Annotated in this window: 13 protein-coding genes; 7 read left to right on the top strand and 6 right to left on the bottom strand. The window is 69.5% G+C overall.

The genetic code is table 11. The features are described 5' to 3' along the window. Positions 1 to 61: 61 nt before the first annotated feature. The 4 genes from EJP69_RS08980 to EJP69_RS08965 all read left to right on the top strand — a co-directional run bounded on the left by EJP69_RS08980 (position 62) and on the right by EJP69_RS08965 (position 3,031). Entirely contained in the window at positions 62 to 781 is a 720-nt protein-coding gene (locus tag EJP69_RS08980; protein WP_420824213.1) for an amino acid ABC transporter ATP-binding protein, read from the top strand. Then, the gene (locus tag EJP69_RS08975) at positions 778 to 1,587 is read left to right on the top strand and encodes a sugar phosphate isomerase/epimerase family protein (RefSeq protein ID WP_126469534.1); all 810 of its coding nucleotides are present in this window, start codon (positions 778 to 780) and stop codon (positions 1,585 to 1,587) included. The genes EJP69_RS08980 and EJP69_RS08975 overlap by 4 nt, the downstream gene beginning before the upstream one ends. Positions 1,588 to 1,637: 50 nt before the next feature. Next, a complete protein-coding gene (aroQ, locus tag EJP69_RS08970) occupies positions 1,638 to 2,084 on the top strand; it encodes a type II 3-dehydroquinate dehydratase (RefSeq protein WP_126469532.1) in 447 nt (148 codons plus the stop codon). A 116-nt stretch (positions 2,085 to 2,200) separates the two neighbouring features. Continuing rightward, the gene (locus EJP69_RS08965) at positions 2,201 to 3,031 is read left to right on the top strand and encodes a TorF family putative porin (RefSeq protein WP_126469530.1); all 831 of its coding nucleotides are present in this window, start codon (positions 2,201 to 2,203) and stop codon (positions 3,029 to 3,031) included. A 158-nt stretch (positions 3,032 to 3,189) separates the two neighbouring features. Here the strand turns inward: EJP69_RS08965 and EJP69_RS08960 are convergent, their stop codons facing one another. Then, positions 3,190 to 4,227, bottom strand: coding sequence for a Bug family tripartite tricarboxylate transporter substrate binding protein (locus EJP69_RS08960; protein WP_206169305.1), 1,038 nt, complete (start codon positions 4,225 to 4,227; stop codon positions 3,190 to 3,192). A gap of 138 nt (positions 4,228 to 4,365) precedes the next feature. On the opposite strand from EJP69_RS08960, the gene EJP69_RS08955 reads away from it, so the two are divergent. The 3 genes from EJP69_RS08955 to EJP69_RS08945 all read left to right on the top strand — a co-directional run bounded on the left by EJP69_RS08955 (position 4,366) and on the right by EJP69_RS08945 (position 7,436). Continuing rightward, positions 4,366 to 6,033, top strand: coding sequence for an MBL fold metallo-hydrolase (locus EJP69_RS08955; RefSeq protein ID WP_126469528.1), 1,668 nt, complete (start codon positions 4,366 to 4,368; stop codon positions 6,031 to 6,033). Continuing rightward, positions 6,030 to 6,749: an RNA pseudouridine synthase gene (locus tag EJP69_RS08950; protein ID WP_420824207.1), complete on the top strand. Its 720-nt coding sequence runs from the start codon at positions 6,030 to 6,032 to the stop codon at positions 6,747 to 6,749. Before EJP69_RS08955 ends, EJP69_RS08950 begins: the two co-directional genes overlap by 4 nt. A gap of 144 nt (positions 6,750 to 6,893) precedes the next feature. Beyond that, entirely contained in the window at positions 6,894 to 7,436 is a 543-nt protein-coding gene (locus EJP69_RS08945) for a hypothetical protein (protein ID WP_093197068.1), read from the top strand. On the opposite strand, the gene EJP69_RS08940 is transcribed toward EJP69_RS08945, so the two are convergent. Genes EJP69_RS08940 through EJP69_RS08920 form a run of 5 tightly spaced genes read right to left on the bottom strand, consistent with a single transcriptional unit; the run spans position 7,426 to position 13,417 of the window. Further along, complete coding sequence (locus tag EJP69_RS08940) at positions 7,426 to 8,661, bottom strand: multidrug effflux MFS transporter (RefSeq protein WP_126469526.1); 1,236 nt, start codon at positions 8,659 to 8,661, stop codon at positions 7,426 to 7,428. The two genes, EJP69_RS08945 and EJP69_RS08940, sit on opposite strands and share 11 nt — an antisense overlap. Continuing rightward, a complete protein-coding gene (locus EJP69_RS08935) occupies positions 8,658 to 10,133 on the bottom strand; it encodes an efflux transporter outer membrane subunit (protein ID WP_126469524.1) in 1,476 nt (491 codons plus the stop codon). Before EJP69_RS08935 ends, EJP69_RS08940 begins: the two co-directional genes overlap by 4 nt. Then, positions 10,130 to 11,071, bottom strand: coding sequence for an efflux RND transporter periplasmic adaptor subunit (locus EJP69_RS08930; RefSeq protein WP_126469522.1), 942 nt, complete (start codon positions 11,069 to 11,071; stop codon positions 10,130 to 10,132). Before EJP69_RS08930 ends, EJP69_RS08935 begins: the two co-directional genes overlap by 4 nt. 16 nt (positions 11,072 to 11,087) lie before the next feature. After that, positions 11,088 to 11,294, bottom strand: a complete 207-nt coding sequence (locus EJP69_RS08925; protein WP_126469520.1) for a DUF1656 domain-containing protein — start codon at positions 11,292 to 11,294, stop codon at positions 11,088 to 11,090. Then, the gene (locus EJP69_RS08920; protein WP_126469518.1) at positions 11,291 to 13,417 is read right to left on the bottom strand and encodes an FUSC family protein; all 2,127 of its coding nucleotides are present in this window, start codon (positions 13,415 to 13,417) and stop codon (positions 11,291 to 11,293) included. Before EJP69_RS08920 ends, EJP69_RS08925 begins: the two co-directional genes overlap by 4 nt. Position 13,418 lies beyond the last annotated feature (1 nt).

The following is a 13,418-nucleotide window of genomic DNA, read 5'->3' as shown; positions in this document are numbered from 1 at the left end:
CTCCGGCATCGCCCTGGACCACGCCGTGCCGCATGCGGTTGGCGCGGAAACCGTGATCTCGATGGAAAAGGTCAGCAAGTGGTACGGCACGATGCAGGTGTTGGCCGATATCGACCTGAAGGTGCGCAAGGGCGAGCGCATCGTCATCTGCGGACCATCGGGCTCGGGCAAGTCGACGACCATCCGCTGCATCAACCGGCTGGAGCCCTACCAGAAGGGCCGCATCGTCGTCGGCGGCATCGACCTCGGCGCCGACGCGAGAAACGTCAAAGCCGTGCGCGCCGAGGTCGGCATGGTGTTCCAGCAGTTCAACCTCTTTCCCCATCTCACGGTGCTGGAGAACTGCATGCTCGCGCCGATGAAGGTGCGCGGCACGGGCAAGGCCGAAGCCGAGGCCACGGCGATGAAGTACCTGTCGCGCGTGCGCATTCCCGAGCATGCGAGGAAGTACCCGGCGCAGCTCTCCGGTGGCCAGCAGCAGCGCGTGGCCATCGCCAGGGCGCTTTGCATGACGCCGGGCATCATGCTTTTCGACGAGCCGACCTCTGCGCTCGACCCCGAGATGGTGAAGGAAGTGCTCGACACCATGATCGGCCTGGCCGAGGAAGGCATGACGATGCTGTGCGTGACTCACGAGATGGGCTTCGCGCGCGCGGTGGCCGACCGCGTGCTCTTCATGGACCGCGGCGAGATCGTCGAGCAGGCGCCGCCGGAGGAGTTCTTCATGAACCCGAAGCACGCGCGGCTGCGCGATTTTCTCGGACAGGTGCTCCACAAATGACGCCCCTGTCCCTTGCCCACCTGACGGTGCTCGACGTGGCGCCGCCCGATCTGTTCGACCTTGCCGCCGAAGCCGGCTTCCAGAATGTCGGCATCCGCATCCTTCCCGCTGCGCCCGGTGCGGTCTCGTATCCGCCGAGTGCTGCCACGGCTCCGGCATGGCGACGTCGCATGGCCGATGCCGGCGTGGGCATCCACGACGTCGAATTCATTCCGCTCACGCCGGAGGTCCGCATCGGCGAGTTCGCTCCGATGCTGGTACTGGCTGCGGAACTGGGCGCGAGGCGCATCAACGTGTCGGGCGACGATGTCGACGCGGGTCGCCTCGTCGATCGCTTCGGCGCGCTGTGCGATCTCGCGGCGAACGTCGGCCTCGGGGTGGACCTGGAGTTCATGCGCTTCCGCGTCGTCGGCACGCTGCCGCAGGCGCTCGCAATCGTCAAGCGCGCGGGCCGGGCCAACGGGCGACTGCTGATCGACGTGCTGCACCTGTTCCGCTCCGGCGGCACGGCGGAAATGCTGCGGGAAGTGCCGGCCAGCGCGCTGGGTTCGGTGCAGCTGTGCGATGCGCCGCGCAAGGATCCGACGGATGCCGGCATCGTGGCCGAGGCACGCGAAGGGCGCCTCTTCCCCCGCGAAGGCGAACTGCCGCTGAAGGCTTTCATGGACGCGTTGCCGCGGGACATACCCGTCGGCGTGGAAGTACCGACTGGCAGCACCCATCCAGCGCTCGGGCACGCGGAGCGCGCGGCTAGAGCGTGCACAGCGGCGCGCGAGCTTCTGGCCTCATGGCAGCCATCGCGCTGATGGCGACACCGACGCCGACCGAACCATCAACACCACGAAAGGAATCCGCGATGAACGTGCTCATGCTTCACGGCATCAACCACAACATGTTCGGCAAGCGCGACCCGAAGCAGTACGGGACGACCACGCTGGCAGAAATCGACGCCGCACTGCAGGCACTCGGCCGCGAGCTCGACGCCGAGGTCGAGAGCTACCAGACGAACAGCGAGGGCGCGATGTGCGAGCGCATCCACCAGGCCTTCGAGCAGGGCAAGGACGCGGTGCTGATCAACGCCGGCGCATGGACCCATTACAGCTACGGCATCCGCGATGCGCTCGCGATACTGACCTGCCCGGTGGTGGAGCTGCACATGTCGAACATCCACGCGCGCGAGGAGTTCCGGCACAAGTCGGTCTTCGCCGAGATCGTCAAGGGGCAGATCTGCGGCTTCGGCGTGGACAGCTACCTGCTGGCGTTGCGCGCCGCGGTGTCGGCCGCCAGGCAAGAGGCCTCCTAGTTCCGTCGCGGCCCGCGTCTCGATGAAACTTTTGCGCCGCGGGCCTCGATTTTTACGCGGCGTTTAGGCGCCCGCTCCTACGCTGACGGCTCCTCCATACGTCAGCGATTCTTTCGATGAAAAACATCCTTCGCACCGCCCTGCCTGTGCTCGCCCTCCCTGTTCTTTCCGCTCTTCCGATGCTCGCGAGCGCGCAGCTCACGGGCAACGTGGCACTCACCACCAACTACAAGTTCCGCGGCCAGGACCAGGACATGCTGGGCAAGAACGACTACGCCAAGACCAGCGCGTTCAAGCCCGCCATCCAGGGCGGGCTGGACTACGCCTTCGGCGACAGCGGCTTCTACGTGGGCAACTGGAATTCGAGCGTCAACTGGCTCAAGGGCAACAGCATCGAGAGCGACATCTACGGCGGCTACAAGTTCAAGGCCGGCCCCTTCGACATGGACGTGGGTGCGCTCACGTACATCTATCCGGGCAACTCGTCGGGCAACACGACGGAGCTCTACGGCAGCGCGGGCTACACCGACGAAACCATCGGTTCGTTCACGCTGAAGTACTCGCACACGGTGTCGAAGGACTACTTCGGCTACGCCGGCAACAAGGCCGGCTCGGGCCTGAAGGGCACCAACACCGGCTACCTGAACCTGGCCTACAGCAAGGAGCTCCTGCCCAAGCTCACGCTGAAGGCGGCCGTGGGCTACACGAACATGTCGAGCGACATCCGCAGCCTGGGCTACAAGAGCTACGTCGACTACAACGTGGGCGCGAGCTACGACTTCGGCAACGGCCTGTCGCTCGCAGGCTCGGTGCAGGGAGCCAACAAGCAGAGCTCGTACCTGTCAGTGAGCAATCCGGGCATCGACCTGGGCTTCGGCGCCTTCGGCAAGCAGACCTACTCGCTGAACAAGGCCCGCTTCATCCTCACGCTGACCAAGACGCTTTGATCGGCAGTGCGCTCATGCCGGCAGCGCCCCGACAGCGTGCCTCGTGCACAGGGCGTCGGGTGCTCCCCGCAGCGAAATAAAAGAGGAGGCCGAAGGCCGGGGGACATTCGCGGAGGGGAGTACCCGGCGGCCTGTGCACACGCCCCGGAACACAGCGTTCAATCGATGCTGATGTTCGCCGCCTTGGCGACCTCGGCCCACTTCACGCGGTTGTCGTGCACGGTCTTCTTGAACTGCGCCGGCGACTCGATGCGCACGGTGTTCCCCTGGCTCTCGAAGCGCTCGCGGATCTCGGGGGTCTCGAGCACCGCCTTCACCGCCGCGTTGAGCTTGTCGACGATCTGCGGGTCGGTGCCCTTGGGCGCGAAGATGCCGAACCAGATCGAGCTGTCGAAGCCCTTGGTGCCGGGCAGGCCGCTCGACGCGATGGTGGGCACCTCCTTCACCGCCGGCACGGCCGTGGCGGTGGTCACGCCCAGCAGGCGCACCTTGCCGGCCTTGTAGTGCGGCAGCACGGTCTGCACCTGGTTCATGATGCAGCACGTTTCGCCGCGCACCACCGATGTGATCGCCTCGGGGCCGCCCTTGTAGGGCACGTGCACCATGTTCAGGCCCAGGCGCGAGTTGAACTCGGCAAAGGCCATGTGCGTGCCGGCGCCGTTGCCTGTAGACGCATAGTTGTACTTGCCGGGGTTGGCCTTGACCAGCTCGACGAATTCCTTCAAGGTCTTGACGTTGATCACGTCGGGATTGATGGTGAGCACGTTCGACACGTCGAGCACCGGGGCCACCGGCACGAAGTCGGCCTCCACGTCGAACGGCAGCTTCTTGTAGAGCGCGGCGTTGCTGCCGTGCGTGGCGGCGGTGCCGAACGAGAGCGTGTAGCCGTCGGGCTTGGAGTGGGCCACGTAGTCGCTGGCGATGTTGCCCGCGGCGCCCGACTTGTAGTCGATGATGACCGGCTTGCCGAGTTGCTTCGCAAGCGGCTCCTGGATGGCGCGGGCCACCACGTCCACGCCCGAGCCGGCCGGAAAGCCCATGATGAGCGTGACGGGTTGTTGCGGCCAGTCGTGCGCGGCGTGCTGGGCGAAGGCGGCGGGCACGGCGAGCGATGCGGTGGCCAGCAGCAGCCCGCGGTGGGCGAGTCCGGTGAATCGGGTGAATCTGGCAAGACGGGTGAGTGGAGAATGAGCCATTGCAGTCTTTCGGTCGGTCAGTCTTTTGTCTTCAATGCAGACAGTGCAGGCGCGCATTGTGGCGCGCGGCTGATGCCCGATTCCATATGAGCTTATGCGCGACATGCACGTACCGCGCCCGCTCTCCATAATTGGCCCATGGTCCGTTCCTCCCAACAACTACATATCCCACGCGAGCCCGCGCCCCTGCGCCCGGCCGCCACGGTGCTGCTGCTGCGCGACAGCGCCGCCGGCATCGAAGTGCTCATGACCCGCCGTTCCGCCACCGCCAGCTTCGCGCCCGGCGCGTACGTGTTTCCCGGCGGCCACATCGACGAAGCCGACGAAGCGGCAAAGCGCATCGCCACGCGCCGCCCCACGCAGAGCCGCGTGCAGCGCACTCAGGCCATCGCGGCGATCCGCGAGGCTTTCGAGGAACTGGGCATCCTGCTCGCGCACCACGCCGACGGCAGCGCCGTCACGGCTGAGGACATCGCCGCGATGGACCGTGGCAACACCGCCGGCACCGCCTTTGCCGACCAGTGCGCCGCGCGCGGCCTGGTGCTCGATTCCGACCGCGTCTTCACCTTCGCGCACTGGATGACCGACCGCGACCTGCCCCGTCGCTTCGACGTGCCCTTCCTGGTGGCGCGCATGCCCGAGGGGCAGACGCCCACGGCCGACGAGAACGAGCAGTTCGAGCCCTGCTGGGTGCACCCCGCCGATGCGCTGGCGCGCCACGAAGCCGGCACCTTCTTCATGATCTTCCCGACCGTGCGCACGCTGCAGCGCATGGCCACCTACGCGACGGTCGACGCCCTGCTCGCGGCCTGCGCCGGCGAGGTTCCGCTGTGGACCAGCTGCCCGCGCGCCGGCCTGCTCAAGGGCGAGGACGCACGCTACATGGAGCACGAGTCGCCCTACGGCGAGCTCGCGCTGGTCTGCCCCGACGGGCAGGTGCTGCACGCGCTCGACTGGCAGAGCGAAACCCCGGTGCCGCTGCTGAAGAACGTGATGCGCCTGACCGCGCCCAACGCCAGCATCATGACCGGCCCCGGCACCAACAGCTACATCGTGGGCGACGCGGCCACCGGCTACATCGTGATCGACCCGGGCCCGAACGACTTCGACCACATCGGCCGGCTCTGGCGCGCCACGCATGGCGACATCCGCATGATCGTCTGCACGCACTCGCATGCCGACCACTCGCCGGGCGCGGCGCCGCTGCAGGCGCTGTGCAAGAACGGCAGCAAGCCGCCGATCGTCGGGCTGGCCTCGAAGCCGACGGCACGCGCCACCGCGCGCTTCGCGCCCGAGCGCGAACTGGAAGACGGCGAACGCCTGGTGCTCTCGGGCACCAGCGACGCGGGCGAGGCCGTCACGCACACGCTGCGCGTGGTCCACACGCCCGGCCACGCGGCCAACCACCTGTGCCTGGTGCTGGAGGAAGACGGCCTGCTCTTCTCGGGCGACCACATCCTCAACGGCAGCACCACGGTGATCGATCCGCCCGACGGCGACATGAGCGCGTACCTCGATTCGCTCGATGCGCTCGACAAGGCCTGCGAAGCCGGCGGCATCGAGTTCATCCTGCCCGCGCACGGCTACGTGATCGGCTTCGCCCGCATCGCCATCGGCATGCTGAAGGCACACCGCCTGAAGCGCGAGGCCAAGATCGCCGCCGCGATGCAGACGCTGCCCGAAGGCACGCCCGAGCAATGGCTTCCGCTGGCCTACGACGACGTGCCCGAGCGCATGTGGCCGGTGGCGGCGCGCTCGCTGGCCGCGCACGTGGCGCGCATCCGCCAGCTGGCGGCGGCCCGATGAACATGAATGCTCCCGCCGAAGATGAAGGCATCCGCCTCGCCAAGCGCGTGGCGGCGCTGGCCGGCGTATCGCGCCGCGAAGCCGAGCTGCTGATAGAGAACGGCGCGGTGCGCGTGGACGGCGTGCCGCAGATGCTGCCGCAGTCGCGCGTGCTGCCGCAGCAGAAGGTCGAGATCGAGGCCGGCGCCAGGCCCGAACCCGTGCTGCCTGTCACATTGCTTCTGTACAAGCCTGCCGGCATGGCTACCGACACCGCGCACCGCCTGCTGATTGCCGCGAACCATCACGAGCCCGAGCGCGCGGGGCTGCGCTTTCTGCCGGCGCATGCGAAGGCGCAGCGCTGCATGACGCCGCTCGAGACCGGGGCCAGCGGGCTGGTCGCGTACACGCAGGAATTCCGCATCGAACGCAAGCTGCAGGAAGACGCGGGCATCCTCGAGCACGAAGTGATGGTCGACGTGGCCGGCCCGGTGAGCCCCGAGGCGCTGGCGCGGCTGGAACGCTCGCCGGCGCGTGTGAGCATCGGGCGGCAGACCGACGAGCAGACGGGACTGCGCTTCGCGCTCAAGGGCGCGCGGCCCGGGCAGATCGCCCACATCTGCGACGGCGTCGGCCTGCGCATCGTGGCGATGCGGCGCATCCGCATCGGCCGCGTGCCGCTGGCGGGGCTGCAGCCCGGGCAGTGGCGCTACCTTGCACCCCACGAACGCTTCTGACAACAACAAGCAAGAACAAAGAAGAAGAGAAGAGTCGAGAAGAGAAGACAGAGGACGACAACGACGATGCACCGCATTTTCGCGGCCCGCAATTTTCAGCCCGCGGCCTCCAGGGGCCGCAAGCCCTCAGGGAGAGACTGAGTCATGAAGTTCGGAACACCGGGCACCGCCCTCGCCTGCACCGTGCCGCTGGCACTCGCGACGGGCTGCACGCTTCTCGCGCCCCCGCCGCCGCCCGCACCGCCGGCAGCGCCGCCGCCCGTGGTCTCGAAGGACGGCCTCGCGCCCATCACCGAGGAGCAGGTCGAGCGCATCCGCGAGGCCATCGCCAGCAAGCCGCCGAGCCCGGCCGTGGGCAAGGTGGTGCGCAGCGCCTCGCCCACCATCGAGTCCTTCGTGCGCACCGAAGGCTGCATCACCGCGCGCAACGGCGCCGTGCTCAACCCCTTCGCCGCGCCCGGCCGCCTGTTCGACGGCAGCGGCTTCCAGGGCGGCCCGATGTCGGAGATGCAGTACCACGACAAGACCGCCTGCGTGACCGTGAAGCGCATCCAGAACTGGAAGATGGTCTCGCCGAAGCTGCTGCGCTTCGAGGTGGTCTACGTGGGCGACGACGGCGAGGAACGCGCCGTCAAGCGCCATGAGCTGGTGCGCCAGCCCAAGGGCGGCTGGCTGTTTACGCGCTGAGCTTCGCTGCGGCGGCTGCACGCTTCTGCGTGCGCAGCGCCACCGCGAACGACAGCTGCGCCACGATGCCCGCTCCCGCCAGCACGATGGCCGATGCCAGCGCCGGGTTGCTGTGCCCCATGCCCGCGAGCGCGGTGCACAGCGCGCCCACCGCCATCTGCGAGAAGCCGTAGAGGCCCGAGGCCGAGCCGATGACCTGCGGATTCACGCTGATCGCCTGCGTGAGTGCGGCCGGCGAGGCCATGCCGGCGCCCACGGTGTACAGGAACATGCAGGCGACGATGAGCGGCACGGAGAGATGCCCGGTCAGCGCCGCGCCGAGCAGCACGAAGGCCGCGGCAACGCTCAGCGCGTTCGAGCGGATCATGAGCCGGTCGACCCTCACGCGCGAGATCAGGTGGCTGGTGAGGAAGCTGCCCAGCCACACGCCCGACACCAGGATGGCGAGGTAGATACCCGCCTCGTGCGCCGGCCGGTGCAGCTGGTCCACGAAGATGAAGGGAGCCGAAGCGATGAAGGCGTACATCGACGTGGTGGCGCAGCCGCCGCCGATCGAGAAGCCGAGAAAGGCCGGCGAGGCCAGCAGCTTGCGGTAGTTGCGCCCGAGTTCGCGCGCGTTCACCGCGGCGCCGGGCGCGCCGGTCTCGGGCAGCATGCGCCAGGTGAAGAGAAAGCCCACCACGCCCAGGCCGAAGAGCGCATAGAAGATGGAACGCCAGCCCAGCGCGGTGGCGAGCGCACCGCCGATCAGCGGCGCGAGGCTCGGGCCGATGGTGACCATCAGGTTCATCAGCGCGAGCCGGCGCGTAGCTTCCAGCGGCTCCGCCGTATCGCGCACGATGCTGCGCCCCAGCACGAGGCCGGAGCAGCCGCCGATGGCCTGGAACAGCCGCGCGGCGATGAGCGAATGCACCTCGGGCGCCAGCGCGGCGGCGAGGCCCGCCACGCAATAGAGCCCCAGCCCGAGCAGCAACACCGGCCGCCTTCCGTAGCGATCGGCCAGCGGGCCATACACCAGCTGGCCCACCGCGAGGCCGAGGATGTAGAGGCTCACCGTCATCTGCATCGCGCCGATGCCGGCACCGAGGCTCTTCGCGGCGATGGGCAGCGCGGGCACGAAGATGTGCATGGCCAGCGTGCCGCTGAAGGTGACCAGCGCGAGCAGCCACAGCGGCGCGTGCGGGCGGCGCTGCGGCTGCGCGGACGTGGTGGTGGTCGGCGTCATTGCCCGGCGTTGGCTGGTGTCGCCCCCTGCGCGAGATGGGCATCGTCGGGCTCCCAGCCGCCGCCGAGCGCCATGAACAGCACCACCTGGTCGTCGGCCAATTGCGCCTCGCTGGCCGCGAGCGCGGCTTCGCTGGCGGCCAGCGAGCGTTCGGCATCGAGCGAATCGAGGTAGCCGGTGCGACCGTTCTGGTAGAGCTGGCGGGCCTGCGCCGCGACCTTGGCGCTTTCATCGCGCGAGGCCTGCAGCGCGGCGCGACGATCGAGCTCGCGTGCGTAGGTAGCGAGCGCGGTTTCGGTTTCTCGCAGCGCGGTGAGCACGGTGCCGTCGAACTTGGCGAGCGCGGCGCGCGTGCCGGCCTCGACCTGCGCGATGCGCGACTGCGCCACGCCGGTGTTCGGAATGGTCCACGAGATCAGCGGGCCGAGGCTCCAGGCGAAGGTGTCCTTGCGGCCGAAGCCATCGGCATGGCCCACCGAGGAGCCCGAGAGCCCCAGCGTGACCTTCGGATAGAGCTCGGCCGTCGCCACGCCGATGCGCGCGGTCGATGCGGCGAGGCTGCGTTCTGCCTGGCGGATGTCGGGGCGGCGGCGCAGCAGCGCGGCGCCGTCACCCACCGGCAGCACGCCGGCCACGCGCGGCGGCACGGTGCAGTCGGCCACCTCGCGCGGGAAGTCCTGCGGCAGCGCGCCTGTGAGCGTGGCGAGGCGGTACAGCGTGCCCTGGCGCTCGGCCTTCAGCGGAGGCAGAGCGGCGTTCAGCTGCTGCAGCTGCGCGCGTGCGCGGTTCGCATCGATGGCGCCGGCGCGGCCCGCGCGCTGCAGGCGGTCGGTGACGTTGACGGCATCCTGCTGCAGCGCGACGGACTTCTGCGCGATCTGCAGCCGCAGGCCGGTGGAACAGGCTTCGGCGTACGCGCGCGCGGTGCCGGCCGCGACGTTCACGCGCACGAGGTCGAGCGCGGCTTCGGCGGCTTGCGTGCTGGCCTGCGAGGCCTCGATGGCGCGGCGGATCTGGCCGAACAGGTCGACCTGGTAGGACAGCGAGGCGCCCGCGCTGTAGTTGAAGGTGCTCGGCGGCTCGTAGCCCTTCTGCAGCAGCGACAGGCCCGAGACGTGGCCGAACGAAGGGCCGCCGTTGACGCCGATGGTGGGGTACTTGGCGCCTGCGGTCTCGTCCTCGATGGCGCGCTCGCGCTCGAGATTCGCGACGGCCTGGCGCAGGTCGGTGTTGTGCGCGAGGGCCTGCTCGACCAGCTTGTCGAGCAGCGGATCGTGATACAGGCGCCACCAGTGCGCGGGCAGCGGCGCGGCGTTGGCAGGCGCTTCGGCGAAGGGCTTGCCGGCGGCGGCCTGGCTGGCGAGCGCCTCGGGCGGCTGCTTGTAGTCGGGGCCGACCGCCGCGCAGGCCGCGAGCGCGGCGGCAGCGGCCAGCGATGCGAAGCGGAATGCGAAGCTGGTCATGTCGTTCATCCCTTCTGTGGCGTGGAAGCCGTTGCAGCCGTCTTCTGCGCCGCCTTGTTCTCCAGCACCTGCACCGTGACCGTCTGGCCGGCGACGAGACGCGCGCCCTGCGGCAGCGGATCGAGCTTGATGCGCACCGGAATGCGCTGCGCGAGCCGCACCCAGTTGAAGGTCGGGTTCACGCTGGGCAGCAGGTTGGCGCTGGTGGAACGGTCATGGTCGGCAATGCCGGCTGCCACGCTCTCGACCGCGCCTTCGAGGACCGCGCCGCCGCCCATGGGCGTGACGCGCACGCGGTCGCCGAGGTGGATGCGCGGCAGTTTCGTTTCCTCGAAATAGCCTTCTACGTAGAAGGACTGTGCATCGACCAGCGCGAGCACCGGCCGGCCGGCCGCGGCATAGCTGCCCTGGCGCAGGTCGAGGTTGGTGACGAGGCCGTCGGCCGGCGCGCGCACCTGGGCGCGCTGAAGGTTCAGGCGCGCCGAGTCGAGCGCCACCTCGGCCTGCGCGACCGCCGCCTGCATCTGCTCGACGCGCGAGCGGGTCTGTTCGCGCGACTCCTTCGACACCAGTTCGTCGAGGCCGGTATTGCGCGCGTTCTCGCGCTGGGCCTGGGCGCTCACGGCGCGCTGCGCGGCGAGCGCGGCCTGGGCCTGGCGCACGGCGAGGTCGTAGCGCGCGCGGTCCACCTCGAACAGCAGCGTGCCGGCGGCCACCGGCTGGTTGTCGTGGATCGGCACCGCGGTGACGAGGCCCGACACGTCGGGCGCGATCTGCACGACGTTGGCGCGCACGCGGCCGTCGCGCGTCCACGGCGCGAGCTCGTAGTGGTCCCAGAGGCGCAGGCCGGCCCACACGGCGGCGGCCACCACGACCAGGGTGATGAGGATGCGGCCCAGGCGCTGGGCCCACGGATTGCTGTCGGTTGGAGTTCGGGCGGCTTTCATGGGAATCTCGTTGTTGTCATTGGAGGTAGGAGCTGGCGCGGCTCAGCGCATAGAGCAGCAGCAGGTAGAGCGCCATGTCGAAGAGCGCCGGATGCCACACCCAGCGATAGGCGCCGGTGGCCGCGAGCAGGCGGCGCACGCCCCACAGCGCGAGCAGTGCCGCGAGCGCGAGCACCATGATCCAGGGCAGGTACAGGCCGTAGAAGCTGGCTTCGCCGATCATGCGGAAGCTCCTTTGCTGTTGATCGCCGCGCTCGCCAGCACGGGCGGCGCGTCGGGAAAGAGGTTGCGGCGCAGGCCGACCAGTGCGGTGACGGCCGAGCGCGAGGCGGAGGAGGAAGCGGTGTCGCGCGCATCGAGCACGGCGCCGAGGGCCTCGTCGATCTGCGGCAGCAGGCCCGGCGGGCGCGGGTTCATGCGGCCCTCGGCACGCTGGCGGAAGAAGCGCGAGATGCCGCCGAGCAGCGCGGCCGAAGTGGCCAGCGGCAGCTGGCCGCGCACGCGCTGCAGTACGGCGATGTCGGCGCCCATGCGCAGGTCGCGCAGCGCGTCGTTGGCGGCCACACCCTCGACGGTGCCGCCGGCCTGCGCGATGCGCGGCGCGAGCAGGCCGATGCGGTCGAGCATGCGCACGGCGTACGCGTCACTCTGCGCGTACTGCGGCTGGGAGGAAGCGGCCATGTCGCCCAGCTCGCGCCAGGTGGCACGCTGGATGCGGCGTGCGCTCCAGTCGGCGCCCACCGAACGCACGAGGCGCGTGACGCGCGCCGCGACCACCACGCCGACGATCTGGCCGATCATGCTGTTGAGGAAGCTCACCAGGTCGGAGCTGGCGGTGTCGTGCAGCGCGAGCGTGCCGCACACGCCGAAGACCAGCGCCATCGCGGGCATGAAGTGCGTCGGGCGCGGCAGGTAGAAGCCCAGCAGCAGGAGAAGCGGCGCGCAGATGAGCACCAGCATGCCGAAGTCCTGCACCGTGGGCATGAGCACCAGCACGTAGACGGCCGAGATCGGGATGGACCACAGCGTCCACTTCAGGAAGCCGTGGATCGCCGGCACGGGGTCGTCCATGGTGGCGAAGAAGCAGCAGAAGACGGCGGCCATCATGGTCGCGGCCGAACCCATGGGCCAGCCGGTGATGATCCAGAAGGCGCCGCACAGGCAGATGGCGATGACGGCGGCCAGAGCAGACAGCAGCGCCATGCCGTAGTCGCGGTGCAGCACGCGGCTGCCGAGCGCTGCCGTGCGGCGCAGCGGTGCTGCGCCCTTCAGGCCTTCGTCGATGTCCTGGCGCAACTGGGCGCAGGCGGTCCAGCCGTCGACGAGTTCTTCGAGGCGGCCTGCGAGGCCGATGCGCAGGGCGCGGCTCCATTGAGTCTGCGACGCGGCGTTCGCGGGCGTGGCGCTGAGTGCGTCGATGGCGCGGCGCAGGGCTTGCAGGCGCTCGGCGCGCGCCATGGCATCGCCGGAGGGTTCGGCTTCTTCGCGCAGCCACTGCGCGGCCTGCGCGAGCACGGAGGCCACGTCGGGCGCGATGGCGCCCTCGGCCTGCTCCAGCGCCAGCAGGCGGTCTTCGACGGCGGAGAGCGCGGGCGTGAGCGCGGCGACGCGGTCCTGCATCGCGCGGATGGCGCCGGCGGTCCAGCGCAGGTGCGTGGTGTCGAAGGGAACGTGGGTGGAGAGCAGGCGCAGCTGCGTGATGTCGCCGGCGAGGCGGCGGCGGTCGTCGTCGAGGCGCTTCGGGTCGCCGCCGTTGCTGCCGCTGCGGGCGGCGGGCTGGAAGAGATCGCCCAGCCACTTGCGCGCGTCGTGCAGCGTGCGATCGAGCAGGCCCAGCACGGTCGGTGCGAGCCCCGCGGGCAGCACGAGACTGTGGACCAGCGTGGCGCAGAAGATGCCCAGGCCGATCTCTTCCACGCGGGCGACGGCGGTGTCGAACAGCGCGAGCGGCGTCTGCACCGAGGGAAAGCCGATCAGCGCCGCCGTGTAGCCCGCGAGCATGAATACGTACGAACGCGGCGTGCGGTCGAAGAGCGAGATGCACAGGCACAGCCCGACCCACAGCGCGAGCACCAGCGTGAGCAGTTCGGGCGCGTTGGACAGCGCCGGCACCAGCAGCACGGTGGCGGTGCTGCCGATGAGCGTGCCGAGAAAACGGTAGACCGCCTTCGAGCGCACGGCGCCGGCCAGCGGATGGGCGACGACGTAGGTCGTCATGAGCGCCCAGAACGGGCGCGGCAGGCCTGCGCGGCTGGCGAGGTACATCGCCAGCATGGCCGCGGCGAAGCTCTTGGCGGAAAAGAGGATCTCCGCGCGACTGAAGCGCGGCAGGCTGAACGCGGCCATC

It is taken from the genome of Variovorax gossypii, assembly GCF_003965815.1.
In the GTDB taxonomy this organism is placed as follows: domain Bacteria; phylum Pseudomonadota; class Gammaproteobacteria; order Burkholderiales; family Burkholderiaceae_C; genus Variovorax; species Variovorax gossypii.
The sequence above is the reverse complement of the archived record's forward strand: the minus strand, read 5'-3'. Positions and strand labels throughout refer to the sequence as shown.

Bases quoted from the DNA above. Each gene is read 5' to 3' on its own strand.
- EJP69_RS08975 (WP_126469534.1), top strand. From the start codon at position 778: ATGACGCCCCTGTCCCTTGCCCACCTGACGGTGCTCGACGTGGCGCCG.
- EJP69_RS08925 (WP_126469520.1), bottom strand. From the start codon at position 11,294: ATGATCGGCGAAGCCAGCTTCTACGGCCTGTACCTGCCCTGGATCATG.
- EJP69_RS08955 (WP_126469528.1), top strand. From the start codon at position 4,366: ATGGTCCGTTCCTCCCAACAACTACATATCCCACGCGAGCCCGCGCCC.
- EJP69_RS08920 (WP_126469518.1), bottom strand. From the start codon at position 13,417: ATGGCCGCGTTCAGCCTGCCGCGCTTCAGTCGCGCGGAGATCCTCTTT.
- EJP69_RS08980 (WP_420824213.1), top strand. From the start codon at position 62: ATGGAAAAGGTCAGCAAGTGGTACGGCACGATGCAGGTGTTGGCCGAT.
- EJP69_RS08940 (WP_126469526.1), bottom strand. From the start codon at position 8,661: ATGACGCCGACCACCACCACGTCCGCGCAGCCGCAGCGCCGCCCGCAC.
- EJP69_RS08965 (WP_126469530.1), top strand. From the start codon at position 2,201: ATGAAAAACATCCTTCGCACCGCCCTGCCTGTGCTCGCCCTCCCTGTT.
- aroQ (WP_126469532.1), top strand. From the start codon at position 1,638: ATGAACGTGCTCATGCTTCACGGCATCAACCACAACATGTTCGGCAAG.
- EJP69_RS08950 (WP_420824207.1), top strand. From the start codon at position 6,030: ATGAACATGAATGCTCCCGCCGAAGATGAAGGCATCCGCCTCGCCAAG.
- EJP69_RS08960 (WP_206169305.1), bottom strand. From the start codon at position 4,227: ATGGCTCATTCTCCACTCACCCGTCTTGCCAGATTCACCCGATTCACC.
- EJP69_RS08945 (WP_093197068.1), top strand. From the start codon at position 6,894: ATGAAGTTCGGAACACCGGGCACCGCCCTCGCCTGCACCGTGCCGCTG.
- EJP69_RS08935 (WP_126469524.1), bottom strand. From the start codon at position 10,133: ATGAACGACATGACCAGCTTCGCATTCCGCTTCGCATCGCTGGCCGCT.
- EJP69_RS08930 (WP_126469522.1), bottom strand. From the start codon at position 11,071: ATGAAAGCCGCCCGAACTCCAACCGACAGCAATCCGTGGGCCCAGCGC.